This window comes from Pseudobutyrivibrio ruminis DSM 9787, from assembly GCF_900218035.1.
Classification (GTDB): Bacteria; Bacillota; Clostridia; order Lachnospirales; family Lachnospiraceae; genus Pseudobutyrivibrio; species Pseudobutyrivibrio ruminis.
Genome location: NZ_OBMR01000002.1, coordinates 168,435 through 194,413, shown reverse-complemented (window position 1 = coordinate 194,413; position 25,979 = coordinate 168,435). Strand labels below are relative to the sequence as shown.

Annotated in this window: 22 protein-coding genes; 19 read left to right on the top strand and 3 right to left on the bottom strand. The window is 38.2% G+C overall.

Translation table 11 applies throughout. From position 1 onward, the window contains the following. Nucleotides 1–10 precede the first annotated feature (10 nt). The 9 genes from infB to CRN97_RS00920 all read left to right on the top strand — a co-directional run bounded on the left by infB (nucleotide 11) and on the right by CRN97_RS00920 (nucleotide 10,367). Entirely contained in the window at nucleotides 11–2,638 is a 2,628-nt protein-coding gene (infB, locus tag CRN97_RS00960; RefSeq protein ID WP_097075514.1) for a translation initiation factor IF-2, read from the top strand. Further along, nucleotides 2,638–3,024, top strand: coding sequence for a 30S ribosome-binding factor RbfA (gene rbfA, locus CRN97_RS00955; protein WP_033154189.1), 387 nt, complete (start codon nucleotides 2,638–2,640; stop codon nucleotides 3,022–3,024). The genes infB and rbfA overlap by 1 nt, the downstream gene beginning before the upstream one ends. Before the next feature lie 25 nt (nucleotides 3,025–3,049). Beyond that, nucleotides 3,050–4,027: a DHH family phosphoesterase gene (locus CRN97_RS00950; protein ID WP_097075513.1), complete on the top strand. Its 978-nt coding sequence runs from the start codon at nucleotides 3,050–3,052 to the stop codon at nucleotides 4,025–4,027. Continuing rightward, on the top strand, nucleotides 4,028–4,942 hold the full coding sequence (gene truB / locus CRN97_RS00945) for a tRNA pseudouridine(55) synthase TruB (RefSeq protein ID WP_097075512.1): 915 nt from the start codon (nucleotides 4,028–4,030) through the stop codon (nucleotides 4,940–4,942). Nucleotides 4,943–4,945: 3 nt separating this feature from the next. Beyond that, nucleotides 4,946–5,863: a bifunctional riboflavin kinase/FAD synthetase gene (locus CRN97_RS00940; RefSeq protein WP_097075511.1), complete on the top strand. Its 918-nt coding sequence runs from the start codon at nucleotides 4,946–4,948 to the stop codon at nucleotides 5,861–5,863. Nucleotides 5,864–5,955: 92 nt separating this feature from the next. Beyond that, nucleotides 5,956–7,029, top strand: coding sequence for a C40 family peptidase (locus CRN97_RS00935; protein ID WP_097075510.1), 1,074 nt, complete (start codon nucleotides 5,956–5,958; stop codon nucleotides 7,027–7,029). 108 nt (nucleotides 7,030–7,137) lie between these two features. After that, entirely contained in the window at nucleotides 7,138–7,647 is a 510-nt protein-coding gene (locus tag CRN97_RS00930; protein WP_033154184.1) for an SEC-C metal-binding domain-containing protein, read from the top strand. A gap of 190 nt (nucleotides 7,648–7,837) precedes the next feature. Next, entirely contained in the window at nucleotides 7,838–9,496 is a 1,659-nt protein-coding gene (locus CRN97_RS00925; protein ID WP_097075509.1) for a methyl-accepting chemotaxis protein, read from the top strand. A gap of 91 nt (nucleotides 9,497–9,587) precedes the next feature. Further along, on the top strand, nucleotides 9,588–10,367 hold the full coding sequence (locus CRN97_RS00920) for a ZIP family metal transporter (RefSeq protein ID WP_097075508.1): 780 nt from the start codon (nucleotides 9,588–9,590) through the stop codon (nucleotides 10,365–10,367). Nucleotides 10,368–10,392: 25 nt separating this feature from the next. Here CRN97_RS00920 and aroA read toward each other — a convergent pair whose 3' ends face one another. Both aroA and CRN97_RS00910 read right to left on the bottom strand, forming a co-directional pair. Beyond that, entirely contained in the window at nucleotides 10,393–11,667 is a 1,275-nt protein-coding gene (gene aroA, locus CRN97_RS00915; RefSeq protein ID WP_097075507.1) for a 3-phosphoshikimate 1-carboxyvinyltransferase, read from the bottom strand. Next, entirely contained in the window at nucleotides 11,667–12,767 is a 1,101-nt protein-coding gene (locus CRN97_RS00910; RefSeq protein ID WP_044934603.1) for a prephenate dehydrogenase, read from the bottom strand. Before CRN97_RS00910 ends, aroA begins: the two co-directional genes overlap by 1 nt. A gap of 172 nt (nucleotides 12,768–12,939) precedes the next feature. Here CRN97_RS00910 and CRN97_RS00905 point away from each other — a divergent pair, with 172 nt between their 5' ends. After that, a complete protein-coding gene (locus CRN97_RS00905) occupies nucleotides 12,940–15,036 on the top strand; it encodes an elongation factor G (protein WP_044934600.1) in 2,097 nt (698 codons plus the stop codon). Between the two features lie 136 nt (nucleotides 15,037–15,172). Beyond that, a complete protein-coding gene (locus CRN97_RS00900) occupies nucleotides 15,173–15,439 on the top strand; it encodes a zinc-ribbon domain-containing protein (RefSeq protein WP_049960262.1) in 267 nt (88 codons plus the stop codon). Here the strand turns inward: CRN97_RS00900 and CRN97_RS00895 are convergent. Continuing rightward, nucleotides 15,433–16,401: a tRNA dihydrouridine synthase gene (locus CRN97_RS00895; protein WP_097075506.1), complete on the bottom strand. Its 969-nt coding sequence runs from the start codon at nucleotides 16,399–16,401 to the stop codon at nucleotides 15,433–15,435. The two genes, CRN97_RS00900 and CRN97_RS00895, sit on opposite strands and share 7 nt — an antisense overlap. A gap of 120 nt (nucleotides 16,402–16,521) precedes the next feature. Here CRN97_RS00895 and CRN97_RS00890 point away from each other — a divergent pair, with 120 nt between their 5' ends. The 8 genes from CRN97_RS00890 to scpB all read left to right on the top strand — a co-directional run bounded on the left by CRN97_RS00890 (nucleotide 16,522) and on the right by scpB (nucleotide 25,949). Further along, nucleotides 16,522–17,241, top strand: coding sequence for a DUF3592 domain-containing protein (locus CRN97_RS00890; protein WP_097075505.1), 720 nt, complete (start codon nucleotides 16,522–16,524; stop codon nucleotides 17,239–17,241). A gap of 21 nt (nucleotides 17,242–17,262) precedes the next feature. Continuing rightward, a complete protein-coding gene (locus CRN97_RS00885; protein WP_097075504.1) occupies nucleotides 17,263–18,495 on the top strand; it encodes a hypothetical protein in 1,233 nt (410 codons plus the stop codon). Next, the gene (locus CRN97_RS00880) at nucleotides 18,482–19,297 is read left to right on the top strand and encodes an endo alpha-1,4 polygalactosaminidase (RefSeq protein ID WP_097075503.1); all 816 of its coding nucleotides are present in this window, start codon (nucleotides 18,482–18,484) and stop codon (nucleotides 19,295–19,297) included. Before CRN97_RS00885 ends, CRN97_RS00880 begins: the two co-directional genes overlap by 14 nt. Before the next feature lie 110 nt (nucleotides 19,298–19,407). Then, nucleotides 19,408–20,607 carry a helix-turn-helix domain-containing protein gene (locus CRN97_RS00875; protein WP_097075502.1) on the top strand — a complete coding sequence of 400 codons (1,200 nt, stop codon included), beginning with the start codon at nucleotides 19,408–19,410 and terminating at the stop codon, nucleotides 20,605–20,607. A gap of 88 nt (nucleotides 20,608–20,695) precedes the next feature. Beyond that, nucleotides 20,696–23,101 (top strand): leucine--tRNA ligase, encoded by a 2,406-nt coding sequence (gene leuS / locus CRN97_RS00870; RefSeq protein ID WP_097075501.1) that lies wholly within the window; start codon nucleotides 20,696–20,698, stop codon nucleotides 23,099–23,101. Between the two features lie 71 nt (nucleotides 23,102–23,172). Then, nucleotides 23,173–24,378 carry an NADP-dependent isocitrate dehydrogenase gene (locus tag CRN97_RS00865; protein WP_097075500.1) on the top strand — a complete coding sequence of 402 codons (1,206 nt, stop codon included), beginning with the start codon at nucleotides 23,173–23,175 and terminating at the stop codon, nucleotides 24,376–24,378. A gap of 218 nt (nucleotides 24,379–24,596) precedes the next feature. Beyond that, nucleotides 24,597–25,352 (top strand): segregation and condensation protein A, encoded by a 756-nt coding sequence (locus CRN97_RS00860; protein ID WP_074788952.1) that lies wholly within the window; start codon nucleotides 24,597–24,599, stop codon nucleotides 25,350–25,352. Between the two features lie 24 nt (nucleotides 25,353–25,376). Next, nucleotides 25,377–25,949, top strand: coding sequence for an SMC-Scp complex subunit ScpB (gene scpB, locus CRN97_RS00855; RefSeq protein WP_074788951.1), 573 nt, complete (start codon nucleotides 25,377–25,379; stop codon nucleotides 25,947–25,949). Nucleotides 25,950–25,979 lie beyond the last annotated feature (30 nt).

Genomic DNA, 25,979 nt, shown 5'->3' with positions numbered 1-25,979 from the left:
AGGATATTAGATGGCAAAAATTAAAGTACATGAATTAGCCAAAGAGCTCGGAAAAGAAAGCAAAGATATTATTGCTTTTCTTGGCTCTAATGGAATAGAAGCAAAAGCAATGAGTGGTGTGGAGGACGATATGGCTGATAAAATTCGTAAGAATTTCTCAAAGTCCGAAGCTCCAAAGGCTAAGAAGCCACGTCCTGTAGACAAAGACGGAAATCCTGTAAAGAAGAAAAAGAACGTTTTCGTTGTTACTCGCGGTAGCGATGACAGAAGACGTCGTAGCTCTGACAATTCTTCTAGAGGCGAGAGAAATGATAATCGTGATAACAATCGCGAGAAGCAGGCTCAGCAGCCTAGAGGACCAATCAGACCACGTTCATTTGCTGATGGAGTTCGTCCATCTCAGCGTGCATCTGCACAGTCTAATGATACAGAGTTTGTATCAAAGAAGAAGCCAGCTGAGGGACAGGAAAACACACGTCCAGCAAAGAAGCAGGATAGAAATGAGCGCCCAGAGCGTTCAGAGCGTCCAGAGCGTAACGATAGAAGAGACAGAAACGATAATCGTAATGACAATCGCAATGATAGACGCGACAACAACAGACCTGGAAACAGAAACGATAGAAATAACGATCGTAACAATGATCGCAACAACGACAGACCATCAGCAGGAAGAAACAGTCGTCCATCACAGCAGGCATCTGCTCCTGATATGGCACCTTCTTCAAACTCAAAGGGCGGTCGTCGCGATGATAAGAAAAAGAAGAACAACGATAGAGACAACAACTTAGGCGGCAAGAAGCAGGAGCGTTTCATCAATCTTGAAAAGAATGGTGGAAAGAAGAAAAAGAACAATGCTCCTAAGGCTCCAGAGCGTAACATGGACGAAGTTCTTACAATCACAATTCCTGAAAGAATTACTATCAAGGATCTTGCTGACAAGATGAAGGTTCAGGCATCTGCAGTTGTTAAGACTCTTTTCATGAAGGGTACAATGGTTACAGTTAACCAGGAAGTTGATTTCGAAAAGGCAGAGGAAATTGCTCTCGAATTCAACTGTATCTGTGAAGAAGAGGAAAAGGTAGATGTTATCGCAGAGCTTCTTAAGGAAGAGGAAGAAGATACATCAAGCTTCCCATCACGTCCACCTGTTGTTTGTGTAATGGGTCACGTAGATCACGGTAAAACATCACTTCTTGATGCAATTCGTGATACAAAGGTTACAGACCGTGAGGCTGGTGGTATCACACAGCACATCGGTGCTTATACAGTATCTATTAATGGACAGGATATCACATTCCTTGATACACCAGGTCACGAGGCATTTACTGCTATGCGTATGCGTGGTGCTAACTCAACAGATATCGCTATCCTTGTAGTTGCTGCTGATGATGGTGTTATGCCACAGACAGTAGAAGCTATTAACCATGCAAAGGCTGCTGGAATCGAAATCATTGTTGCAATCAACAAGATTGATAAGCCTAATGCAAATATTGATAGAGTTAAGCAGGAGCTTTCAGAGTATCAGCTTATCCCAGAGGATTGGGGTGGAAGCACAGTATTCTGTCCAGTTTCAGCTCACACAAAGGAAGGTATCGACAACCTTCTTGAAATGATTCTTCTTACAGCAGAAGTACTTGAGCTTAAGGCAAACCCAAATCGTAAGGCTCGTGGTCTTGTTATCGAAGCTCAGCTTGATAAGGGACGTGGTGCAGTTGCAACTGTACTTGTTCAGAAGGGTACACTTCACGTTGGTGATCCTGTTGCCTGCGGTAGCTGTCATGGTAAGGTTCGTGCAATGCTTGATGATACAGGTGCTCGCGTAAAGAGCGCAGGTCCATCTGTTCCTGTAGAGATTCTTGGTCTTTCTGAGGTTCCAAATGCAGGCGAGGTATTAATGGCATTTGATTCTGAAAAGGAAGCACATGCATTTGCAGATACATTCGTTGCAGAGCACAAGAACAAGCTTGTTGAGCAGACTAAGTCTAAGATGTCTCTTGACGCACTCTTTAGCGAGATTGAGTCAGGAAATCTTAAGGAACTTGATATCATTGTTAAGGCCGACGTTCAGGGTTCTGTTGAGGCTGTTAAGCAGTCACTTGAGAAGCTTTCAAACGAAGAGGTTGTTGTTAAGACAATCCACGGTGGTGTTGGTACAATCAACGAGTCCGATGTAGTTCTTGCATCTGCTTCAAATGCAATCATCATTGGATTTAATGTACGTATCGATCCTCAGGCAAAGGCTACTGCTGATAGAGAAGGCGTAGATCTTCGCCTTTACAAGGTTATTTACGATGCTATCAACGATGTAGAGTCTGCTATGAAGGGTATGCTTGATCCTATTTACGAGGAGAAAGTTATCGGTCATGCTGAAGTTCGTCAGATCTTTAAGGCTTCTGGCGTTGGTAACATTGCTGGTTCATATGTTACAGATGGTTACTTCCAGAGAGACTGTATGGTCCGCGTAACTCGTGAGGGTGAGCTTATTCACGAAGGTAAGCTTGGTTCTCTTAAGAGATTTAAGGATGACGTTAAGGAAGTTAAGTCAAACTTTGAGTGTGGTCTCGTAATTGAAGACTTCAACGATGTTCAGGAGATGGATATTATCGAGGCTTACATCATGGTAGAGGTACCTAGATAATGAGAAAAAATTCAGTTAAAAATACACGTATAAATGAAGAAGTTATGCGTGAGCTTAGCAATATTATTCGTCTTGAGGTAAAGGATCCTCGCATTTCACCAGTTACATCTGTTGTATCTGTTGAGGTTGCTCCTGACCTTAAGACATGCAAGGCTTATATTTCAGTTCTTGGGGATGATGAAGCAGCTAGAAAGACTCTCGAGGGTCTTAAAAGCTCTGCTGGATTCATCCGCAGAGAGCTTGCTCACAGAGTAAATCTTAGAAACACACCTGAGATTACATTTGTTAGTGATCAGTCTATTGCATATGCTGCAAAGATGAGCAAGCTTATTGATGAAGTCAATGCTCCTCTTCATGAAAGAGAGCAGAACGGCGAAGAAAACTAAAATACATTAAATTGGAGACGGGAATATGATAGATAATTTACATGAGCTTTTGACAAATGCGAAGACAGTAGGTATTAGCGGACACATCAGACCTGACGGAGATTGCGTAGGTTCATGCCTTGCTATGTACAACTATATTGTTACTTATTATCCATATGTGGAAGCTCATGTTTATCTTGATCCCATCCCAAACACTTTCAAATTTTTAAAGAACGCTGATAAGATTCAGGATATACATACTGTTTCAGAGGACACTGTTTTCGATTTATATATAGCTCTTGATTGTTCAGAGGGCTCAAGACTTGGAGATGCTTTTAATTTCTTTGAGAAGGCGAAGCATACAGTATGTATCGATCATCATTTCAGCAATAATGGATTTTCGGAATTTAGCTACATTATTCCAGATGACAGTTCTACATGCGAATTAGTCTACAACCAAATTGGCAAGGAGAAAATCACAAAGGACATTGCAGAATGCCTTTATTTAGGAATTATCCATGATACAGGTGTTTTTCAATATTCTTGTACTACAGAGGCTACTATGGCCGCTGCAGGTTTCCTTATGACTAAGGGCATAGATTATCCTAAGATTTGCACAGATACTTATTTTGCTAAGACTATGGTACAAAATCGTATGCTTGGGAAAGCTTTACTGGGATGCAAAACATATCTTGATGGCAAGGTAATTGCAGCTGTTATTACAGCTGAGGATATGGCAGAATTTGGTGCTGAGAGCAAGCATTTAGAGGGCATTGTTCAACAGCTTCGTGATACAACAGGCGTTGAAGTTGCTGTATTTTTATATGAGCTTGCCGATGGAGATTTCAAGGGCAGCACTAGAGCAACTGGAGATGTAGATTTAACAGTTATAACAGGTGTTTACGGAGGCGGTGGTCACAAGAAGGCTGCTGGTTTTTCAGTAGATACCGACAAACCATGGGATGTTATCGATAATATCGTTTCTATGGTTGAAAAACAGCTTAAAGAGTTAGGATTATATTAAATGAATAGTGGCATAATCAATGTCTATAAAGAAGCCGGGTATACTTCATTTGATGTGGTTGCCAGGCTTCGTGGTATATTAAAAATAAAAAAAATCGGGCATACAGGCACTCTTGATCCAGATGCGACTGGTGTGCTTCCGGTTTGTGTTGGCAAAGCTACTAAGCTTTGCGATATGCTTACAGATAAAGATAAGGTTTACGAGTGTGTCATGCAGCTTGGTATTGAGACTGATACTTACGACATGAGTGGTCGTATTCTAAATCGCAAATCTGTAGATGTGACAGAGGAACAGGTTAAAAATGCCTTGGATTCCTTTGTTGGTGATATCATGCAGGTTCCACCTATGTATTCTGCATTAAAGGTTAATGGCAAAAAGCTTTATGAGCTTGCTAGAGCTGGCAAGGAAGTAGAACGAAAGCCTCGTCCAGTAAAGGTTTTCAGCATAGATGTTATATCTATGGAATTGCCATTAGTTACAATACGAGTTCATTGTGGTAAGGGCACCTATATCAGATCTATCTGTCATGATGTAGGAGAGGTATTGGGCTGTGGCTGTGCCATGAAATCACTTGTTCGTACAAAGGTGAGCATGTTTGATATTAGTGATGCTCACACTTTGGATGAAATCGAGCGAATTGTAAAGGCTGGCAATGTAGACGGCATTATGATGCCTATAGATCATGCCTTTGAGGGAATGGGTACAGTATTTGTTGTTCCGACTGAGGATGCTATTAAGCATGCGATAAATGGGGCACCAATTCCGGATACTCATGTATTTGCGGAAGCTGTAAGCTCATTTGAAGAGGATAATAAATATAGGATTTACTTGCCTGATAATAGGTTTTTGGGAGTATATAACTACAAGGATTCTATTTTTACACTGGAGAAGTTCTTTCTTGAAGGAACAGAATAAACTATGGAATATTTACATTCATTATTTGACGCTAAAATTACAACTCCTACGGCAATTACCGTAGGTAAGTTTGATGGCATTCATAAGGGTCATCATCTTTTAACTTCTGATATTATCAGCAAATCAAAGGATGGATTAAGCTCATGTCTTGTGACATTTACAAATACTCCAAGAGCTATTGTTTCAGATGACAAAACACCTTCTCTTATTACTAATAAAGAGAGAGTATTCATGCTAGAAAATAACGGCCTGGATTATTTGGTTGAATGCCCATTTGATTCAAAGCTTATGGAAACTGCGCCAGAATGCTTTATAAAGCTATTAGTCGACAATCTCAATATGAAATATATGGTTGTTGGCGCAGATTTCACTTTTGGTTACAAAGGTGCTGGTAATGTAGAACTTCTTAAAAAGCTTTCTAAGGATTTTGACTTTGAACTAAAAGTCTATGACAAAATTCAAAAGAATAATCGAGATATCAGTAGTACATATATCCGAGAGGAGCTTAAGGAAGGACATATTGATATAGTTAATGATATGCTGGGGTATGACTATTTCGTCTGGGGAGAGGTTGTTCATGGTGCTCATTTAGGCACTAAAATCGGCATTCCTACAATCAATATCATGCCTGAAAAGATAAAGCTGGTGCCTAAATTTGGTGTTTATGCAACCTCCATTGATTTCGATGGAAGAATATATCACGGGGTTACCAATGTTGGAACAAAACCATCTGTTCAAGATGAAAAAATAGTAGGAATTGAAACACATATTCTTGATTATAACGGAGATTTATATGGTAAATATGTGAGAGTTGCGTTCCATACATTTATCCGACCAGAGCAGAAATTTGGCTCAGTAGAAGAGCTAAAAGAACAAATGAATAAGGATAAAGCAACTGCAAAAGCATATTTCAATAGATAATTATTGCAAAAATGTTACAAAATATTGACATTTATCTCAATGGTTGCTATAATTTGCGTGTTGCGTTAAAAGTTTTTTACTTTGGAGGTACTATGAAAAAGCGCATTATTTCGGCTTTCTCATTAGTTTGTGCCACGGCACTTATTTTTGATTATTGTATTGATACAAAAAATAATATAGATGTTGCTTCTGACACTGATGCTTCTAGCACAGCTATTGCTGGCGTTATGACAGCCGGTGCGGTTGATTTGGCTTCACTAGAGTCGCTTTCTGTTACAGATTCAGATGCTGTTGCTACAGCGAAATCATTGGGTGACATTTATGGTTACAATAATATTGGTATTTGTAATGTATCAGAAGGAAACTTAAACATTCGTGAAACTGCTGATACAGAAGGAAAGCTCGTTGGTAAGTTTCCAGCAAATGCTGCCTGTGAAATCGTCAGCACAGAGGGCGATTGGAGTTATATCAAGTCAGGAGAGGTAGAAGGATATGTTTCATCTGAATTCCTACTTACTGGTGATGAAGCTTGGGAAAAGGCTGCAGAGCTTGCAGAATACGTTGCTACATCAAATACTGGCGGTCTTCGTGTTCGTGTTGAGCCTAACACTGATTGTGAGATAATCTATCAGCTTGCTGATGGTGAAGAAGTAGCCATCCTTGATAATACTCAGGATGATGATTGGATTAAGGTAGACGTAGACGGAGATGAGGGCTATGTATCAGCAGAATATGTTGATGTAGATTTATCTCTTAAGACTGCCATGACACTTACAGAAGCTAGATACGGCGCGGGTGTTTCTGATGTTCGTACAGCTATTTGTGACTATGCACTTCAGTTTGTAGGTAATAGATATGTTTGGGGTGGTACATCCCTTACAAATGGTGTTGATTGTTCTGGATTTACAATGCAGATTATGGCTCAGTATGGTGTTTATCTTTCACATTCTTCTAGAGCTCAGGCTAATGAAGGAACTACAATTTCTACATCTGAATTAAAGCCAGGTGATTTGATTTTCTATGGTAAGGGAAGCTACATTAACCACGTAGCCATTTACATTGGTGGTGGACAGATTGTTCATGCTTCTAACAAGCGTGATGGAATCAAGATTTCCAACTATACATACCGTACACCTGTCAAATGTGTTCGTGTAATTTATGATTAATACCAAAGGCTAGATACAGCATAGTATCTAGCCTTTTATTATTGCGTATGGTATAATTTAAGGCGTGGCTAGCCACGGATTAGATTACAAATTGGAGAGGAATATAATATGAGTTTACTAGAAAATTGGCAGAAGGTTGCCTACAATCAGAATCAGTCTCAGGCTGATTTACAGAGATTTTGGCAGAATTATTTTCTTTTAGAGAAAGGCATTTACGAGCAGTTACTTGACGATCCTGATACAGAAGTAAAGGGTACTGTTAAGGAGCTTGCTGAGAAATATAAAATTGATGTTATGCCTATGGTTGGTTTCTTAGATGGCATCAATGAATCCCTCGTTACACCAAACCCTATCGAGACAATGGAAGAGGATACAGTAGTTTCTCTTAAGTTCGATAAGGAAAAGCTTTTCAAGAACATGATTGATGCAAAGGCTGATTGGCTTTATGGCCTTCCACAGTGGGAGCAGATCTTTGATGAGGACAAGAGAAAGGCTCTTACAAAGGAAGCTAAGAACATGCACACAATCATCCGTTCAGAGAAAAAGGTTGGACGTAATGATCCATGTCCATGTGGTTCAGGAAAGAAATATAAGCACTGCTGCATGAACAAGAAATAATTCACGAAATTTAGCACATCCGTAATTGGATGTGCTTTTTTTATTTTTTAAATGTCGCGCATTTGTCAGAATTAACAGAATATACACAGAATATACTCACATTTTAGATATAATCCAATTAGTCGGTTTACTCGCTGTGGAAAGTAATACTGTTCAATCGACCAGAAGGGAGAAAACACGGAGGTCGAATATGGATAAGAAAAGCAAAAGGGCGTCGTTGAGGATTATGCTAATTGGCTTGGTTGTAGTATCACTAGCTTGTGTTGGTACGGCTGCTACTATTGTTGGGTGTGCCAACTTAAGACGTGGTATGGAATACGAGGTCGAAACTGGTGTAATGGCTACTTGTACTTCATATGCGCAGGTCCTTGACTACACTTATGATGGCGTTGAAGTAGATGAATCTTCTACGTTAGAAGAAGAGATGTCTGCTGAAACAGGTTATGATTACACGTTCTTCCTTGGAGACACTAGAGTACGTTCAAGTATTCCAGGAGTTGTTGGTACAAAGGCAGGGGACGCTGTTATTGCTACAGTTTTAAAAGGCAACCAAAGCTATCAAGCTCAGAATGTAATGATTGATAACGAACCATACTATGTTGCATATCAGCCATTAGTTGATGAGTCAGGTAATGTATATGGTATGGCATTCGTTGGTTTGAAAAAGATAGAAATTACCCATTATATTAGCAAGCGAGTTGCATGGACTGTTACCTTAGCACTTGCAATTGTTATTTTATTCACTGTACTTGCAATTATATATACTATAAAAATCATAGAAGCTATTGATGAAAATGTTAAGGCTGTTCGTCAGATGGCAACTGGTGATTTAGAGATTGTTCTTAGTGATAAAGTTAAGAATAGAAGCGATGAGTTAGGGGAAATGTCATCGGCTTTATTTGATATGGCTGCCAGAATCAGATCTGTTATCGGAAACGCAAGAATATCTTCTGATGAAGTGGATGAATCTGCTAGCTATTTATCTAATACAGTAAAGACTATTACAGATACTACAGAAAGCGTTAGTATAGCTGTTGGTCAGGTCGCAACAGGGGCTGAAAACCAGGCTCAATCATTGCAGGACGCAGTGGAATCTGTAAATAGTATTAATGATGCAGTAGAAATGATTACAGCCAATGCAGTGGAGATGCAAAGTCTTGCTGATTCAATGCAGGAGAATTCAAAGGCCAGCCAGGATAAGCTTACAGAGCTTAGAATGACTACCAGGGAAAGTATTACTGCAATTGATGGTATTGTAGAACTCATCGGTAACACAAACACAGCGGTAACAACAATTAGCGAAGCCGTATCTATCATTGATGCAATCGCAGCCCAGACAAACTTGCTTTCATTAAATGCAAGTATCGAGGCTGCTCGAGCTGGTGAGGCTGGTAAAGGCTTTGCCGTCGTTGCTGATGAAATAAGACAATTAGCTGATCAATCTGCTGAGGCAGCTCAAAATATCCAAGAGGCTATGAAGGGACTTTCATCTGATTCTAATAAGACAATGGAAGAGGCTGGACAGGTTCAGGAGACTATGACCACACAGCGCCATACTATTCATAGAACAATTGAGCAGGTTGACAACTTGATTGAAGATATCAATAAATCTATTACATTGACTAAAGATATCGTAGCTAGCGTACATAAAACAGAAGAAGCAAGTAATCTGATTTCAGATACTATTTCTTCACTTTCTTCGATTTCAGAAGAGAATGCAGCAAGCTCAGAAGAAACGAGAGCTTCTATGACAGAATTAGCAGATACAATGGAGGCTCTTACCACTAAAGCAGCCAGCTTAAATAAGGTTGCACATACTCTTGAGGAAGAAATGGCATTCTTCCAATAAAATTTCTCAACAACATTATTTTTTGATAAGATTCCCCTCCCTTATGTTAATCTATTTATAGTTTGATTAGGGAGGGGCTTTTGGTGCTACTATGAATATAAATTTAATACTTGGAATTTTAATACCATTCGTTGGAACAAGCCTTGGTGCTGGAATGGTATTTATACTAAAAGATGAGATTTCTGATAGATTGCAAAAGATTCTTACAGGCTTTGCAGCTGGAGTAATGGTTGCTGCTTCATTTTGGAGTTTACTTTCCCCAGCGCTTGAGAGTAGTGAGTATCTAGGCAAGCTATCTTTTTTACCTGCCGCTATAGGTTTTCTTATTGGTACAGGGTTTTTGCTTTTCCTGGATTGCGTTACACCTCATATGCATATGGATAAGCAGGATGAAGGTCCGCGTAGTAGATTGCAAAGGACCACAAAATTAATATTGGCAGTAACTCTTCATAATATTCCAGAAGGCATGGCTGTTGGTGTTGTTTTTGCAGGTGTTAAATCAGGCCAAGTAGGAATTACAGCAACTGGAGCTTTGGCGCTTGCTATAGGTATAGCAATACAGAACTTTCCTGAAGGAGCAATTGTATCGATGCCTCTTTTATCTGAAGGTATGCCTAAGCATAAAACATTTATATGGGGTGTTTTGTCAGGTATAGTGGAACCTATTGCTGCACTTATTACAATTATAGCGGCAGGATTAGTTGTTCCGTTAATGCCATATTTCCTTTCATTTGCTGCTGGTGCAATGATGTACGTTGTAGTGGAGGAATTGATTCCTGAAATGTCTGAAGGGAAACACTCTAATTTAGGAACTATTGCTTTTTCTATAGGTTTTGTTCTGATGATGGTTCTTGATGTTGCTCTTGGTTGATGATTAAAAATAAGCACTATCGCATTTACGATAGTGCTTTTAATGTTTCAAAGAAATCTGGATATGAGATTACACAGCATCCTTCATCATCAAATGAGGTCTCACCATCGGCAACAAGGCCTGCGATAGCGAAAGACATTGCAATACGATGATCTTTGTATGTGCTAATCAATGCTCCATGGAAAGGATTCCCTCCAACAATTATCATTCCATCCTCTGTTGGTGTGATGTCACAACCCATATTTTTAAGATTTTCGGTGACTGTAGCAATACGGTCACTTTCTTTTACTTTAAGCTCAGCTGCATCCTTTATAACAGTGGTGCCTTTTGCACATGCTGCCATAACAGCAATAACAGGAAGTTCATCAATAAGAGTAGGTATTATTTCACCTGATACTTCGCAACCATGTAAATCGCTTGAACTTACATGAATATCAGCAACTGGTTCTCCTGAAACTATGCGCTCATTTAATAATTCAATGTTTCCACCCATATTCTTTGCAACCTGAATAATGCCTGCTCGGGTTGGATTCGTATTTACGTTTTTGATAAGTAAATCTGCATTAGGGCAAATTAAACCTGCAACAATGAAATAAGCTGCAGAGGAGATATCCCCAGGAACAGTAATCTTTTGGCCAATTAATCTTGGTCCTCCAACTATTGATGCTGTCAATCCTTCTGATTTGATATCGGCACCGAATCCCTTTAACATCAATTCTGTGTGATTTCGAGAGATAACTGGCTCAGTTACTGATGTAACACCATCTGCATACAATCCAGCCAAAAGCACGCAGGATTTAACCTGGGCGCTGGCAACAGGTGAGTCATAGTGAATTGCATGTAGAGGAGCGCCTCCTATTTCTAGAGGAGCACAACCATTATCTTTAATTGATTTGATATGAGCACCCATACTTGTGAGCGGGGTTATGATACGTCCCATAGGCCGCTTCTGTATAGATTCATCACCATTTAAAGAACTAATAAATCTCTGGCCTGCAAGAATTCCTGAAATCAATCTGGTGGTAGTTCCACTGTTTCCTACATCAAGCATTTTTGAAGGTGAGGATAGTCCTTTTAGACCCTTTCCATGAATAATTACATAATCATGTTCTTGAGTGATATCAATGCCCATAGCCTTAAAGCAACTTATTGTGCTACGGCAGTCTGCACCATCCAAGAATCCTGTAAGCTCAGTAATTCCTTCGGAAATAGCTCCAAACATTACACCGCGGTGGCTAATAGACTTGTCACCTGGAACTGTTATTTCACCTTTTAAGCTTTTTACTTTTGTAATAGCCATTAATTTGTCCTCTGTCTAGTATAGTAATTGTTGTGAGTAAGAACTGTGCGGGCCTTATCTAAAGCATCCTGGGTGTAGAATTCGATTCGAAGTACACCAGGCTCAAACTCACGGTTATGAATGATATCTATATTTTTAACACTTATTTCTGCATTGGCAAGCAATTGAAGTACTCCTACAAGTGTACCAGGTTTATCGTCAATATCACAGTACAGTTCGAAGAAGCGTGAGTGTGCACTATCTGGAATTGTTATAGAATCACGATAATCCTTTGCTTTTGTCCAAAGATTTATTATCTCATCAGGATCAGATGAAGATATCGCATTTTCGAATTGGCTCAACTCATCTTTGAAATCGCCTATCAGTTTAAGCACTGCATCCTTGTTACTTAGAAAAATGTGCTGCCACATTGTAGGTGAACCGGATGCGATTCTTGTAATATCTTTAAAACCGCCTGCTGCAATGGTTTTGCATATTTTACGGTCATCGTCAGTATCGTTTACAAGATTTACAAGAGCTGCTGCAACTACATGAGGTAGATGGGATACAGTAGCGGTAGCCTCGTCATGCTCCTCAGGAGTAAGCTGGATTGGAATAGCTCCAAGGCTTTTTATATAATCTGCAAATTGAGAGTATGTATCTGCATTCATTTCTGAATCAGCTGTAAGGATATAATAAGCGTTTTCTAAAAGTGAAGCAGAAGAGTGCTCGAGACCTGTTAATTCAGAACCTGTCATTGGATGTCCACCAATAAATTGATTGGTCATCTCAAGCTCTCTGGCAACTGCAGTAATATCCCCTTTTACTGAGCCTACATCTGTGATGATACAATCTGGCTTAACTACGTCTTTAAGTTTTCTTAAATAGTCACAATTAACTTTAACAGGAGAGCAAAGAAAAATAATATCACACTGACCAAACTGGTGAATCTTAAGCAATCCGTTATTATCTATAAGTCGTTCTTCAAATGCTGTTTCAATAGTTGATTCTCTTGAAGCTGTTGCAAGAATTCTAGTGTTTGGATATGTTTTCAATATCGCTTTTGCGATACTACCTCCAATTAAACCTAGCCCAACAAATCCTATTGTTTTACTTTTCATAATTACCCTCACCTCTAATTCACTTTCACACTTTAAAGCGATTATTTTCTTTTATAATATCACATTTACTCATTGTAAATAGTCTGAATATTAAATATAATAATTATAAGTTTTATAAACAACATGGCGCGGCGGGGTTAAGGCGTCAAATAACTATTGGGAGGTACGGCACATGAAGGTTTTTACTACGGACAAGATTAGAAATGTTGTGTTACTTGGTCACAGCGGGGCGGGCAAAACCAGTCTCATCGAATCAATGGCTTTTCTAGCTGGTCAAATCAGCAAGCCGGGCACTATCGAGGCTGGTAATACCATTAGTGACTATGACAAATTGGAACAAAAAAACAAGTTTTCTATCTACACATCTTTAGCACCTATCGTATGGGGCGATACCAAGATTAATTTCCTAGATACACCAGGATTCATTGATTTCGTTGGAGAAGTTGAGGAAGCTGTTAGTGCAGCTGACGCAGCTATTATTGTTATATCTGGAAAAAGTGGAATTGAAGTTGGTACAAAAAAGGCCTGGGAGATGTGCGATAAGTTTAATCTTCCTAGAATGGTATTTGTAACTGACATGGATATAGATGATGCCAGCTATAGAGAAATCGTTGAAGAACTTCAAGGCTTGTATGGCAAAAAGATTGCTCCTTTCCATTTACCAATTCGCGAAAATGGAGAGTTCGTTGGCTATGTAAATGTTATACAGCAAATCGGAAAGCGCTGGAAGGCAGATGGCACTGTAGAACATTGCGATGTACCTGATTATAGCAAGGAATACTTAGAGAAATATCGTGAGGCTTTGATGGAATCTGTTGCCGAGACATCAGAGGAATTCATGGACAGATATTTTGGCGGCGAAGAATTTTCAGAGGATGAAATTCGTCAGGCTCTTCGTGCAAATGTAGGCACAGGCGACATTGTTCCTGTTATGATGGGCTCAAATCTTACAAATCGCGGACAGTACACAATGCTTACAGACGTTGTAAAATATCTTCCTAGTCCAGAGGATCGCAAGGTTTCTGGAATTAACGCAAATACGAATGAGGTTTACGAAGCAAATTATGATTTTGCTAAGCCAAAGAGTGCATACGTATTCAAGACTATCGTAGATCCATTTGTTGGAAAGTATTCATTGATTAAAGTTAATTCCGGCGTTCTTAAAACTGATGATTTGCTTTACAACAAGCATAAGGAAACAGAAGAGAAAATCGGCAAACTTTACATTTTAACAGGTAGTAAGGCAGAGGAAGTACCTGAGCTACATGCTGGTGATATCGGTGCTTTATCTAAGCTTTCAAAGGTTGCTACAACTGATTCTCTTTCTACAAAGGCTAATCCAATCCTTTACATCAGAACACCTTTATCTACACCTTATACATACAAGAGATATAAGGCAAAAAATAAGGGTGATGAAGATAAGATCGCTCAGGCCCTTGCAAAGCTTTGCGCCGAAGATTTAACTTTAAAAGTAGTTAACGATGGCGAAAATAGTCAGTCACTTATCTATGGTATTGGCGACAGACATATCGACATGCTTGTTCAAAAGCTCAATGAAAAGTATAAAGTTGATATTGAACTGAGCCAGCCAAAGATTGCATTTAAAGAGACAATCAGAGGTAAAGCTGATGTTGAATACAAGTATAAGAAGCAAACTGGTGGACATGGTCAGTATGGACACGTAAAGATGACTTTCGAACCTTCAGGAAATATGGAAGAACATTATAACTTTACAGAATCAGTTGTAGGTGGCGCTGTTCCTAAGAATTATTTTCCTGCTGTAGAAAAAGGCTTGCAGGAAGCAGTGCTTGCTGGTCCACTTGCAGCATATCCAGTAGTTGGAATTCATGCTAATCTTTACGATGGAAGCTATCATCCAGTTGATTCTTCTGAAATGGCATTCAAAGTTGCCGCAAAAGGTGCTTTCAAGGATGGTATTATGAAGGCTAATCCTATCCTGTTGGAGCCAATTGAAACTCTTAAGGTTATAGTTCCTGATGCTTACACAGGTGACGTTATGGGCGACTTGAACAAACGCCGTGGCCGTGTACTTGGAATGAATCCTACAGAAACAGCTGGCAAGACAGAAGTACTTGCTGAGGTTCCTATGGCAGAGCTTTATGGATACGACACAACACTTCGTTCTATGACTGGTGGATATGGAACATTCTCTTATGAATTAGCTCGTTACGAGCAGGTTCCATCAGATGTTCAAGCAAAAGAAGTTGAGCGTCGTGCTAACAAGATTAAGGATGTTGATGAGGAGTAAATAACAGATAAAAGTAAACTAAGGGGCTACCGAAAGGTAGCCTCTTTTTTAGTAGTAAATTGCAACTTTAGTATTGACTTTACTTATAGTAAGTATTAATATACTACCTAGATAAACAATTCAAAGGAGAAAAGTTATGTTAATTTTATTTGGTACAAGAAGAATGAATAAAGAGATGGGAGTAGACAATCGTCAGTTGTACAAATGTCCACATTGCAACAATGTTTCCCATTACAAGATTGTAAGAAATAGGCTGTATTTTACATTATTCTTTGTTCCGGTTCTTCCATTGTCGTCAACATATTATGAGGTTTGTCCTATCTGCGAAAGAGGTGGAATTATAACAAAAGCTATAGCTAAAGAAGCAATTGTAGCTCCAGAAGCTATAGCAGTTAATCAGTAATTATTTAACAGAAGAGCAACGTAATCTTTGTATTCCTGGATTTTGTTTGCTTTTCTGATTTTTTTGATTGCCTTTTCACAATCAGTGTAATTTGATTGCCAGAAAGACCAGAACTCTTTCATGCGGTGTAATACAGGCTTTTCGCCTGAAAGGATTTCGATATATTGATTTAGTAATTCATCATGAAACTTTTTAAACTTTTCTAAATCAATTACATGTCTATCATCGTGATTATTATAGTTTGACGCTAATTCTGGGTTTGAAATCAAACCGCGGCCAAGCATTATCGCATTTACGTTAGGATATTTTTCCTCTATTAGCTTTATATCATTTACGGAGGTTAAATCTCCATTGTATACAATAGGGTGTTTGGAATTTGCCATTGCATAATCAAAGAATTCCATTTTAATTGGCTCTCTATAATAATCTGATTGAATTCTTGGATGGATAGTCAATTCTGAAATAGGATACTTATTATAAATACCAAGTATTTCATAGAATTCTTCTGGTTCTACTTTGCCAAGGCGAGTTTTAATTGAAATATTTGGTACCTTAGCATTTTTGATTGCACATTCTGTTTCGAGTTTATTGAAAACGCTATCCAGCATCATATCCAATTCCTCAGGGTAATACAAAAGTCCTGAACCTTTTTTCTTGGCAACGACAGTACCGCTTGGACAACCAAGGTTAAAATTGATTTCTTTAAAGCCTAAAGCTGCTATTTCAGCAGCTGCCCATAAAAAATGATCTTCGTTATTGGTTAATAATTGAGGAACGGTGATATTGACATCATTTTTATCAGGATCTATATCTTTGAATTCTCTTGTTGTAAATTTAAAAGTAGAATTAGGAGATATGAATGGGGTGTAAACCTTATCTACGCCGCCATAATATTTGCAAAAAGTATTTCTATAAATGCTGTCTGTTACGCCCTCAAGTGGAGCTAAATATAATTTCTTCATATGGGTATTTTATTAGGCACATGTAGGAATTGCAATAGAATAAAATTTTTATATAACAATACTTGAATTCTTTTAAGTATTATACGAAAATATATTTTGTTTTACGGGAGGAATATATTTATGAATAAGTTTATGACAAAGTATTTTATGGCCATCTTTGGCGGTATATTTGCGCTAGTGGGAACGATTTTAATTATCGTTGGAATTATGACAAATGTAAAATCGTCTCAGTTTAAAGAATCCGCAGTTGAAGTGAATGGTGTAATTGACAATATCATCGTTGATGATCGTGGAGATGAAACTGATTATGATGTTTTTGTTGCATTCGAGTATGACGGAGAATATTACGAGGATGTCCACTTGGATTTCTATTCAAGCAGTATGTATGAGGGGCAAGAAATAGATTTGCTTATTGACCCTGATAACCCTACAGATGTTCATACCAGCGACGGTGATTTATTCTTCACTTTGATGTTTGTTGGCTTAGGAGGACTATTTGCCTTAATTGGTTACATTATTCTTATTGTTAGTATTCTTAACAAGAAAAAGAAGGCAGGATTGCTTGAAAGTGGCCAGCATATTTATGGTGAAATCGAATCTATGGAGCAGGATTACAGTATAACAATTAATGGTAGACATCCTTTTAGAATTTATTGCAAGTATAAAAATCCTACAGACGGTTATATTTATAAGTTTAAGAGTGATACTTTAGATTTCAATCCATGGGATTCGTATAAGACTGGAGATTCTATTGATATTTATGTGGATCCTGATAATTTCAAAAAGTATTACGTTGATGCTGTAGATAAGGCTGCAGATATAGTAAGAGATTACACCTAATACGCGGGAGGATATAATTCAATGACAGAATATGATTATAAAGTACATGAATCAGGCATCGTCATAGGCTTGGGTATTTTTGTTGAGATAGCTGCAATTGGATTAGCTATTCTGGGCCTATTTATAAGTCCTGAAAATGGACAGTCAGTATGTTTTGGAACTGCTATAATAGTAGGGCTTTTAGGCGGACTCATAATATTAGAATACTATAGACGTAGCTTATATATCGTCAGAGAAGGACAGGAATATTTATATAGACCATTTATTGGGTCATCAAAAAGCTTTCGTAGATCTGATATAGCTAGATATGAGATTCGTCCAGTGAAGTTTTCTCCACAGGATGAATGTATTGTTTTATATGATTACGAAGGTAAAAAGCTTGTAGGATTAGAGCTTAATATGGTAAATGCCAAAAGATTTGCCGAGGAGATTTCCAGTGCAGAGGAAGTAGATGCTCGCATACAAGAGGATGCTAATAAATCAGTTGGAGATTATTTCGTGGAGGATAATTGGTCCACTGACAAATCCATTACAAAAGAAGAAAAGGATTCTAGAAGAAATAAAGTAAATATTTTGCAAACTATTAATTATGTTTTAGGATTTGTTTTGTTTGCTGTGCCATGCATTTCATTGATTATCGACACTAAATTATTCTGTATGATTTATATCTTTTGTATTATTGGTGCTTGGATATACTTTATCATCTTTAGAAATTACATGGTTTTCGAGCATAAGGACAAAACTAATTACGATAAAAGCATGTATGCATCAGGAGAAGTACCTATCTGGTGCGCTGCAGTGTCTTCTTTGTTTGGCTTGTTAAAAGTATTCTTAAATATTAATCATGTAAATTATATCGTATTTACGATTGAAATTATTGGCTTTGCTGTTATTGTCACTTTACTGTTTGGCGTTCTTCCAAAAGAAAGAGAATATAAAAAATACTTTTATATTTGTGTAGCAATTCTTGGAGTATATAGTGGTTGGCTCTTATCTGATTCAATATCTGTAGTTACAGCTGAGGTTGAATCAGCGGAAGAGCTAACTATTGTCGATGCCGAAATTCATCACAATAACAGAGGCCCTGACACTCACTATTTGACAGTGGATTCTGAGTCATTCGAGGATGAAGAATTAAGTGTTACTGATGACATTTATTATCTGGCCACCGAAGGTTATGAGGATGAACTTAGATTATATATTGCAAAAGATATTTTTGGCGTAGAGGTATATTACATAGATGAAGTTCAGTAAGATTTGTATTATTTCTATTTGTTTATCAACATTATTTTGTTTTCTTGGCTGTGGCAGCATTGAGCCCTCCAATGAATATGGTGTATACATAGGGGCTAATCCTGAGGATTTAGAGGACAGAGATTTACCAGCTACAATTGTTATTGATGCTCAGTATTATTCTTCTGAAGAGATTTCAAGCTTACAAGTTGATGGTCATATCGTTTATACGTATCTTAATATAGGTTCTATAGAGAATTTTAGAGATTATTACAGTGATTATGAAGATATAACTCTAGGAACATATGAAAACTGGGAGGATGAACAGTGGGTTGATGTGTCCCAGGTAAAATGGCAGGAATTTATTTCTGCTAAAGCTGATGAGCTTATGGATAAGGGAGTAGACGGATTCTTCGTAGATAATTGTGACGTTTATTATCAGTATCCTACAGAAGAAATCTTTTCTGGTGTATCAAACATACTGGAGGATTTAAAAGATAAAGGCGGATATGTTCTTATTAACGGCGGGGATTCCTATGTAACCGAGTATTATAATCGCTATTATTCTTTGGATGCCATTCTCGATGGAGTTAATCAGGAGAGTGTATACACCTGTATAGATTGGGACAACGATTCCTTTGGTGTTAATACCGATGAAGACAGAGAGTATTTTAGTGATTACTTAAATAGGGTCTTGGATGATAATAAAGATGCATATGTACTGGAATATACAAATGATTCTGAGGTAGAAGAAGATGCGTATAACTATGCTAGCAAAATGGGTTATATCCCATATATATCACATTCACTTGAATTAAAATAAATTAGACAACCTTGTCTAATGGCTTAAAACAGGGCACTCTCGTTTTGTGTCCTGTTAATTTTTAGCTTATATTTTATACTTCAATTATCAACGAAAGGAGGAAATTCACTTTGGATCAACAGAAAATTGGCAAGTTTTTAAAACAGCTTAGAAATGAAAAACAAATGACTCAAGAAATGCTTGCCCAGGTTTTCAATGTGAGCTCAAGAACTATATCAAGATGGGAGACCGGAAGCAACTTGCCAGATATATCTTTATTGGTAGAAATTGCTGACTTCTTTGATGTAGATGTTCGCGAGATAATTGAAGGTGAAAGAAAAAGCGATATGATGAATGAAGAATTACATGATGTTGCTGAGAAAATGGCTGATTATGCAGATGCTGAAAAAACTAATCTTCTTAATTGGGTGAGAGGCTTTAGCTTGGTGGGGACCTTTTTACTTACTCTTGCAATTGCGCTTCAATGCATTAATTATGAGCCCAATTTTATGAGGGCTTTGGCTATTCTTTTTTCTTTTCTTGGCTTTGTTGGTATGGCAATAACCACTTTGTATACTAATGGCATTTTGCAGAAGCTGGCGAAGAAAAAGCATTTTGGCCTAGTTGTAAAAGTTATTGTAGGAGTTCTTGCTATATTTAGTTTGCGATTTATTCTTGTTTTTTTATTTATATATGTTCTTTGCTTTTATGAAATGTCGCAACCTTATGTACATAAAACGGGAATTGAAAACTATGATAAAGAATACATATTAGAGGAATACGGAGGAGATTTAAACAGTAGTTTATTAATATTTCCTGACGATGTATCTGATATGTTATCCTCAGACTATGAGTATTTTCTTAAAACAGGGCTTTTTGATACAGATGGCGACATAATTTTAGAGGCCACATATACAGATGAGAATTATGATAAGGAAGTAGAACGTTTATCTGAAATTAAATGTACTATCTATGACACTAACAAGGAAGATAGTGACTATCATATAAACAAGATTCTGTATGACGAGGAGTCTTATAATTATCCTGCGTATATCGCATCTGATGGTCAAAGTAGCGTATATGAGTATGCGTTACTTGATGACGATGATAATAAAATTGTTTATGTATATCTATCATATCCGGATAGCCTTATTAATGGAGGGCATCTGGTAAAATATAAAGACTATTTATTGAAAGATTTATCTTCATATGTTTTTGAGGGTAATACATTAGAGCGATTTAGCATTTATTATTACAATTTTGGTGACGACATTTGGACAGGGTATGACCCCGAGGAAGAAGGTCGTGTCACCACAGGAAAAGAGCGATAATTATTAAAAAGCTGTAGATGTTTTCATTGCAAAACTCTACAGCTTTTATTATAATTTCGGTTAGTTGTATAGATTACGAGGTGAGAAAATGAAACATAACTTTAAAGCTATTGAGAAAAAATGGCAAGCAGCTTGGGAAAAGGACGAGATTTTCAAAGCTGTTGACGGTTCTGATAAGCCAAAATTCTATGGTCTTGTAGAGTTTCCATATCCATCTGGTGCTGGTATGCACGTTGGACATATCAAGGCTTATTCTTCAGTTGAGGTAGTATCTAGAAAGCGAAGAATGCAGGGATACAATGTATTATTCCCTATCGGTTTTGATGCATTTGGTCTTCCTACAGAGAATTACGCTGTAAAGACAAACACTCATCCAAGAAAGATTACAGATGACAATATCAAGAAATTTACTACTCAGCTTAAGAGTGTAGGATTCTCTTTTGATTATAGTCGTACAATCGACACTACACAGGAGGACTACTACAAGTGGACTCAGTGGATTTTCCTTAAGATGTTCGAGAAGGGCCTTGTTTTCAGAGATAAGACTCTTGTTAACTACTGCCCACATTGTAAGGTAGTACTTTCAAACGAGGATTCACAGGGCGGTAAATGTGATATCTGTGATACAGACGTTATCCAGAAGGAAAAGGACGTTTGGTATCTTCGTATCACAGAGTACGCTGATAAGCTTCTTCAGGGACTTGATGGTCTTGATTTCCCAGAGAATATCAAGCAGCAGCAGGTTAACTGGATTGGTAAATCAAAGGGTGCTTTCGTAAACTTCACACTTGAAGGAATCGAAGATAAGCTTGAGATTTACACAACACGCCCAGATACACTTTGCGGTGTTACATTTATGGTTATTGCTCCTGAGCATCCATATATTGATAAATATGCAGACAAGATTTCTAACATGGACGCTATCCTTGCTTACAGAGCAGAGTGCCAGAAGAAATCTGAGTTTGAGCGTACACAGCTTGTTTCAAAGGATAAAACAGGTGTACGTGTTGAGGGATTTGATGCAATCAACCCAATCACAGGAAAGAAGATTCCTGTATTCATTTCAGATTACGTAATGATGGGCTACGGTACTGGTGCAATCATGGCCGTTCCTGCTCATGATCAGCGTGACTGGGACTTCGCTACTAAGTTTGGTATCGATATCATCCCTGTTATCGAGGGTGGAGACGTTACAAAAGAAGCTTACACAGGCGAAGGAAACATGATTAACTCTGAGTTCCTTAATGGTCTTAACAACAAAAAGGACTCAATCGATAGAATGATTCAGGAGCTTGAAAAGCTTGGCTGTGGTAAGGCTGGTGTTCAGTTCAAGATGAAGGATTGGGCATTTAATAGACAGCGTTACTGGGGCGAGCCTATTCCAATCGTACATTGTCCTACATGTGGCGATGTTGCAGTTCCATATGAGGAGCTTCCACTTAAGCTTCCTGTAATGGAGAAGTTTGAGCCTGGTACAGATGGAGAGTCTCCACTTGCTAGAGTAGAAAGCTTTGTAAATTGCAAATGTCCTAAGTGTGGCGGCGCTGCAAAACGTGAGACAGATACTATGCCTCAGTGGGCTGGTTCTTCTTGGTATTTCCTTCGTTACATCGACCCACATAATGACAACGAATTTGCTGCTAGAGAAAAGCTCAACTACTGGATGCCAGTAGATTGGTACAACGGTGGTATGGAGCACGTTACTCGTCACTTGATTTACTCACGTTTCTGGCATCACTTCCTTTATGACCTTGGTGTTGTTAATACTCCAGAGCCATATAAGAAGAGAAGTGCTCAGGGTATGATCCTTGGCGAGGACGGACAGAAGATGTCTAAGTCTCGTGGCAATGTAATTGATCCACTTGATATTGTTGATGCATACGGTGCTGATACACTTCGTACATACGTATTGTTCATGGGTGACTATGGTGCAGCTGCTCCTTGGTCAGATGCTTCAGTTCGTGGATGTAAGAGATTCCTTGAGAGATTTGCTGGTCTTACAGACATCATTACAGATGAAGCAAATAGCGAAAAGATTGAAACAGGAATTCATAAGACAATAAAGAAGGTTACAGAAGATATCGAAGCTATGAAGTTCAACACAGCTATTGCTGCAATGATGGGACTCCTTAACGATATCGTAGCAGAAGGTCATATTACAAAGGATAACCTTATGCTTCTTGTAAAGATTCTCAGCCCATTTGCACCACATCTTTGCGAAGAGATGTATGCAGAACTTGGCGGTGAGGGATACTGCTCACTTTCACAGTGGCCAGAATTTGATCCTAAGAAGATTGTAGAATCTTCAATTGAGATTGCTGTTCAGGTTAACGGAAAGCTTAAAGCTACAATCACAATCCCTAACGGATGCGATAAGGATGAAGCTCTTGCAAGCGCAAAGGCTGATGAAAATGTAGCAAAAGCTCTCGATGGCAAGAACCTTGTAAAAGAGATTTACGTTCCAAACAAAATCGTAAACCTCGTGGTTAAGTAGTACTGTAATTTGATTGTTAATTGAGCCAGTAGCTTGATAGCTACTGGCGGACTGGGTTAAGGAGATAATGTATGAGCAAAATTCAGATGACGACACCTTTGGTTGAGATGGACGGAGACGAGATGACTCGTATCCTTTGGCAGATGATTAAGGACGAGCTACTTCTTCCATTCATTGATTTAAAAACTGAGTATTATGATTTAGGTTTAGAGCACAGAAATGAGACAGATGACAAGGTTACGGTGGAGTCAGCTGAAGCTACAAAGAAATATGGTGTTGCTGTAAAGTGCGCCACCATTACTCCTAATGCTGCACGCATGACTGAATACAACCTTAAGGAAATGTGGAAGAGTCCAAATGGTACAATTCGTGCAATCCTTGATGGCACAGTATTCAGAGCTCCTATTGTTGTAAAAGGAATCGAACCAAATGTTAAATCTTGGAAGAAGCCTATTACAATTGCTCGTCACGCTTATGGTGATGTCTATAAGAATACTGAGATGGTTGTTCCAAAGGCTGGTAAGGTTGAGCTTGTATACACGGCTGAGGACGGAACAGAAGAGAGAGCTTTAGTTCATACATTTAATGGACCTGGTGTGGTTCAAGGTCAGCACAATCTTAATGATTCAATTGAGAGTTTTGCTCATAGCTGTTTTAAATACGCTTTAGATACAAAGCAGGATTTATGGTTTGCTACAAAGGATACAATTTCTAAAAAGTACGACCATACATTCAAAGATGTATTCCAGGAAATCTTTGATAAGGAGTACAAAGAAGCATTTGATAAGGCTGGTATAGAATATTTCTATACACTTATTGATGATGCTGTTGCTCGTGTTATGAAGTCTGAGGGTGGATTTATATGGGCATGCAAGAACTATGATGGTGATGTTATGTCAGATATGATTTCATCTGCATTTGGTTCTCTTGCTATGATGACTTCAGTTCTAGTTAGTCCAGCAGGCTATTATGAATACGAAGCAGCTCATGGTACAGTTCAGCGTCATTATTACAAGCACTTAAAAGGTGAAGAGACTTCTACAAACTCTGTAGCTACAATTTTTGCTTGGACTGGCGCTCTTAGAAAGCGCGGTGAATTAGACAATATTCCTGAGCTTTCAGCATTTGCTGATAAGCTTGAGCAGGCTTGTATTAAGACAATCGAAGATGGTAAGATGACCAAAGACTTGGCTCTTATCACATCTATTGAGAACCCAACAGTCCTTAATTCAAGGGATTTCATCATTGAAATCCGCAAGACTTTAGAGTCGCTTTAAAATTGTCTGACAACTACATATAGTGGTATATCGTGTTGACATACACAATATAGTCTTTTATAATGGTCTCATACGTGGTCTAAGCGTAAGGGACCATTTTTTATTTTTAATGAGCATGTAGCTAACAAGCTATTATATTTCTTAAGCGAGACATCATGTCGAGCGAAGAAATCATAATGCTTGTGAGCGTAACATGCGGACTATAGGGAGAGAAAAACTTGGAAATGAATGTTAAGCTTCAGGCATTTGAAGGTCCTTTGGATTTGCTTCTTCACCTGATAGATAAGAATAAAGTTGATATTTACGATATTCCTATTGTTGAGATTACAGATCAATATATGGAATATGTCCGTGCTATGGACCAAAGCAATTTGGACGTTATGAGTGAGTTCTTGCTCATGGCAACAACTCTTTTGGATATCAAAAGCCGTATGCTTCTCCCTCGAGAAGAAAAAGAAGAGGATGGAGAGGAAGCTGAGGATCCTCGCGCAGAGTTGGTACAGCAGTTGTTGGAATACAAAATGTACAAAACAATTTCTTACCAGCTTAGGGATAGACAGATGGATGCTAGCCTTGTATTCTACAAGGAGCCTACTATTCCTGAGGAAGTTCTCAAATATGAGCAGCCAGTTGATTTAGAGGAGCTCATGAGCGACTTAACTCTTAACAAGCTTAACGACATTTTTAATCAAGTTCTTAAGAGACAGGATAATCGCCGAGATCCAATTCGTTCTACATTCGGCAAAATCAAAAAAGAAGAAGTTAGCCTTGAGCAGAAAATGGAATGGACCATTGCATTTGCAAAGGCTCACAATACATTTAGTTTTAGAAATCTTCTTGAGGCAGCTCATTCAAAGACAGAGGTTATCGTTACATTCCTTTGCATTCTTGAAATGATGAAAGCTGGTCAGATTAATATTACTCAGGAAGATACATTTACAGATATTCTTATAGAATCAAAGATAGCTGCTTAGAAAGCATATTTTTGAGGAGGATTTATGGAAATCAAAGAAATTGAAAATATAGTTGAGGGTATTCTTTTTGCAATGGGTGGCACTGTTGAGCCATCTAAGATAGCAAAGGCTCTTGAAATAGAAGAAAAGCAGGTAGTTGAAGCTATTGAATCTTTAAAAAATAGCTATAAAGAACAAAATAGAGGTATTACAATTACAGAAATCGATGGGGCTTATCAGATGTGCACTAGCCCTGATATTTACGAATACCTTATTCGTATAGCAAAGCAACCTAAGAAATACGTTCTTACTGATGTTTTGCTGGAGACACTTTCTATTATTGCTTACAAACAGCCAATCACTAAATCAGAAATCGAAAAGATTCGTGGTGTTTCCTGCGATTTTGCTGTATCAAAGCTTGTTGAGTTTGGTCTTTGTACAGAGCTTGGCCGTCTCGATGCACCTGGTAGACCTATGCTTTTTGGTACTACAGAGGAGTTCCTTCGTTCGTTTGGCGTTAGTTCAATCGAAGAGCTTCCTGAGCTTTCTCAAACTCAAATCGAAGAGTTTAAAATCGAGGCTGAAAACGAGGCTAGCAAGGTTGAAGTTACCATTTAATTTTATATGTATTTTATATAGCCAATCCAT

What these genes read in the sequence shown, in the direction of transcription:
- CRN97_RS00865 (WP_097075500.1), top strand. Translation starts at nt 23,173, where the DNA reads ATGAGCAAAATTCAGATGACGACACCTTTGGTTGAGATGGACGGAGAC.
- CRN97_RS00880 (WP_097075503.1), top strand. Translation starts at nt 18,482, where the DNA reads ATGAAGTTCAGTAAGATTTGTATTATTTCTATTTGTTTATCAACATTA.
- truB (WP_097075512.1), top strand. Translation starts at nt 4,028, where the DNA reads ATGAATAGTGGCATAATCAATGTCTATAAAGAAGCCGGGTATACTTCA.
- CRN97_RS00895 (WP_097075506.1), bottom strand. Translation starts at nt 16,401, where the DNA reads ATGAAGAAATTATATTTAGCTCCACTTGAGGGCGTAACAGACAGCATT.
- CRN97_RS00890 (WP_097075505.1), top strand. Translation starts at nt 16,522, where the DNA reads ATGAATAAGTTTATGACAAAGTATTTTATGGCCATCTTTGGCGGTATA.
- CRN97_RS00905 (WP_044934600.1), top strand. Translation starts at nt 12,940, where the DNA reads ATGAAGGTTTTTACTACGGACAAGATTAGAAATGTTGTGTTACTTGGT.
- CRN97_RS00885 (WP_097075504.1), top strand. Translation starts at nt 17,263, where the DNA reads ATGACAGAATATGATTATAAAGTACATGAATCAGGCATCGTCATAGGC.
- CRN97_RS00910 (WP_044934603.1), bottom strand. Translation starts at nt 12,767, where the DNA reads ATGAAAAGTAAAACAATAGGATTTGTTGGGCTAGGTTTAATTGGAGGT.
- infB (WP_097075514.1), top strand. Translation starts at nt 11, where the DNA reads ATGGCAAAAATTAAAGTACATGAATTAGCCAAAGAGCTCGGAAAAGAA.
- scpB (WP_074788951.1), top strand. Translation starts at nt 25,377, where the DNA reads ATGGAAATCAAAGAAATTGAAAATATAGTTGAGGGTATTCTTTTTGCA.
- CRN97_RS00930 (WP_033154184.1), top strand. Translation starts at nt 7,138, where the DNA reads ATGAGTTTACTAGAAAATTGGCAGAAGGTTGCCTACAATCAGAATCAG.
- CRN97_RS00925 (WP_097075509.1), top strand. Translation starts at nt 7,838, where the DNA reads ATGGATAAGAAAAGCAAAAGGGCGTCGTTGAGGATTATGCTAATTGGC.
- CRN97_RS00935 (WP_097075510.1), top strand. Translation starts at nt 5,956, where the DNA reads ATGAAAAAGCGCATTATTTCGGCTTTCTCATTAGTTTGTGCCACGGCA.
- CRN97_RS00950 (WP_097075513.1), top strand. Translation starts at nt 3,050, where the DNA reads ATGATAGATAATTTACATGAGCTTTTGACAAATGCGAAGACAGTAGGT.
- leuS (WP_097075501.1), top strand. Translation starts at nt 20,696, where the DNA reads ATGAAACATAACTTTAAAGCTATTGAGAAAAAATGGCAAGCAGCTTGG.
- CRN97_RS00900 (WP_049960262.1), top strand. Translation starts at nt 15,173, where the DNA reads ATGTTAATTTTATTTGGTACAAGAAGAATGAATAAAGAGATGGGAGTA.
- CRN97_RS00940 (WP_097075511.1), top strand. Translation starts at nt 4,946, where the DNA reads ATGGAATATTTACATTCATTATTTGACGCTAAAATTACAACTCCTACG.
- rbfA (WP_033154189.1), top strand. Translation starts at nt 2,638, where the DNA reads ATGAGAAAAAATTCAGTTAAAAATACACGTATAAATGAAGAAGTTATG.
- CRN97_RS00920 (WP_097075508.1), top strand. Translation starts at nt 9,588, where the DNA reads ATGAATATAAATTTAATACTTGGAATTTTAATACCATTCGTTGGAACA.
- aroA (WP_097075507.1), bottom strand. Translation starts at nt 11,667, where the DNA reads ATGGCTATTACAAAAGTAAAAAGCTTAAAAGGTGAAATAACAGTTCCA.